This window comes from Clostridium aminobutyricum, assembly GCF_017255415.1.
Classification (GTDB): Bacteria; Bacillota; Clostridia; order Peptostreptococcales; family Anaerovoracaceae; genus Aminipila; species Aminipila aminobutyrica.
Genome location: NZ_JAFJZZ010000015.1, coordinates 1 through 2,382 on the forward strand (window position 1 = coordinate 1; position 2,382 = coordinate 2,382).

General features: G+C 38.3%; 1 protein-coding gene and 1 rRNA gene. One reads left to right on the plus strand and one right to left on the minus strand.

The annotated features are described in order from the left end of the window. The first annotated feature begins 654 nt into the window (after positions 1-654). Positions 655-2,085: an aldehyde dehydrogenase family protein gene (locus JYB65_RS14785; RefSeq protein ID WP_206583471.1), complete on the plus strand. Its 1,431-nt coding sequence runs from the start codon at positions 655-657 to the stop codon at positions 2,083-2,085. 213 nt (positions 2,086-2,298) lie between these two features. On the opposite strand, the gene rrf is transcribed toward JYB65_RS14785, so the two are convergent. After that, a 5S ribosomal RNA gene (rrf, locus tag JYB65_RS14790) occupies positions 2,299-2,382 on the minus strand; the annotation flags it as partial.

Sequence of the window (2,382 nt, forward strand, 5' to 3'; positions counted from 1 at the left end):
TACAATTTGTTGTGGTTAACAAGTTAGGCTCACGTTCGTGTTTCACGAGACAGCTTTAATAGATTACCAAACTTTGCTTGCTCTGTCAACACCTTTTTTGAAAAATTCTATATTCCCTCTCTACTTGTTGAAAACAAGCGGTTTATGGCTCCTGAAATGGTTTTCACAAACTTTATACTTAGCAAATTTCTCAAATTTATTCCTCAATATTATCACACGATGCCCCTTATTTGATTATCTCTTTTTTCGATCTATTTTTCAGAATTATCTTAAATTTAAAATGTTATATGATATAATTGAGGTACAGCTTTGCCTTTTTGTCCCAAGCTTGCTTGGCTGGGCAAAACGGACAGCAGGAAGCGGAGCGATTCGGAAACGAAGGCGTTGTCGCAAGGAAGCGTTCATTGAATGGAAATTTGCCAAACTTCACACCTACTAAGATAGGTTTGGTGGGATTATCATTCGTGTTGGTGAACGCACTCTAAGGAGTTTACATTGGGAAAATGCGGGTATAGAAATAACAGTAATGATATTTAAAGCGGCTTGATCCTTTCATACACTGCTTTTAACAAGTAAAGTTTATTTTCCAAAATCATATTATCTACTATCTGAAAACTTCTTATGATTATCTGAATTATTAGTGAGGACACATTTATGAAAATGATTATTAACGGTGAAAAAGTCGATAGTGTAAGCGGCTTAACTTTTCCAATAACTGCACCCGCTACAGGGCATGTAATAGATACCGTGCCTAGAGCCACAGAAGAAGACATTGAGCTGGCAATTGCTGCGGCTGAAAAAGGTCAAAAAGAATGGGCACAAGTTCCATTATATAAAAGGGCTAAAATCTTATACAACTTTCTTGATTTGGTTGAAAAAAATAAAGAAGTTTTGGCTCAGCTTCTGTGTCAAGAAAACGGAAAGCCCATTAAAGAAGCAAGAAACGAAATAAAAAATATCCATATTGCTTTTTCCGCTTACATTGAACAAGCTAAGCATTTTTATGGAACAATAATACCTGCCGGCTCAGAACAAGGTCATGTGGGAAATCTTCAATTAGTAACAAGAGAACCTATTGGAATTATCACTTGTATTATACCTTTTAATTTCCCTTGTGATCTTTTCGACCATAAGGTTGCTCCTGCTTTAATGATGGGAAATGCAGCTATTGTTCTTCCATCCTCAGAGAATCCGCTTACAATTATGGCTGTGACAGAAATGTTAGTGGAGGCAGGCGTTACAAAAGGAGCCATTCAATGTTTAACGGCCCCAGGTAATGTAAAATCAGCTGCAATCACAGATTCAAGAATTGGTCTTATCACATTAACAGGGAGTACCGAAGTCGGAATCAATACAGCAAAACTTGCTGCACAAAATCTAACGCGTGTAGCCTTGGAGTTAGGCGGTAATGATGCATTTATTGTCTTAGATGATGCAGATATTGACCTTGCTGTTAAAGAAATGATTTGGGGAAGAATGTATAATGCCGGTCAAATTTGCTGTGGCAGTAAACGATTTCTAATACATCATTCTCTCAAACAAGAATTTGCTGAAAAAGCGGTCAAACAGATAAAAGCATTGAACATCGGGCTTCCGGACAATGAAAACACTCAAATTGCCTGCCTTATTAGTGAGAAAGCAGCTATAAAGGTGGCAAAAGAGGTCCATTTGACTGTTACTCAAGGGGGAAAAATTATATTGGGCGGTGCACGAAAAGGTGCGTTCTATGAACCAACCATTATTACTGATGTGCCGAGAACAGCAGATGTCGCTAAAGATCTTGAAATCTTTGGCCCTGTAGTGCCTATTATAGAATTTGAATCCGATCTAGAAGCAATTGAAATAGCGAATTCATCTATCTATGGATTGTCCAGCTGTGTATTTTCCAAGGATATCAAAAGAGCCATGAAGGTAGCTTCAGCAATTGAAGCAGGAGAAGCTGTTATAAATGGTTCCGGTTTCCTGCGATCCTTTGAAATGCCTTTTGGCGGTTGGAAACTTAGTGGTATAGGAACAGAAGGAGTTATGTCTACCTTTGAAGAAATGACTAGAATAAAGACAGTCGTCCTAAAAAATATATATTAGTCATAGGAGGAGCTTAAAGGCTCCTCTTTTTTATTGTTTGCTTTATAAAAAAGTCAGCGATTCTCGTTAATGAAGCCAACGCTATTTAACATTTTATGCTTCACTCCTACGCTCACGCTGTCCCGTTTTGCCTCAAACCCCATATAAAAAAGAAGGACTTTGTAACTTCACAATAAAAAAGCACACTGCAATTTGCAATGTGCTTTTTTGTAAAACCGGCAACGTCCTACTTTCCCAGGCAGCTGCCCGCCAAGTATCATCGGCGCTAGAGAGCTTAACTACTGTGTTCGAGATGGG

Excerpts from the sequence above, each read along its gene's own strand:
- JYB65_RS14785 (WP_206583471.1), top strand. The coding sequence starts at position 655 with ATGAAAATGATTATTAACGGTGAAAAAGTCGATAGTGTAAGCGGCTTA.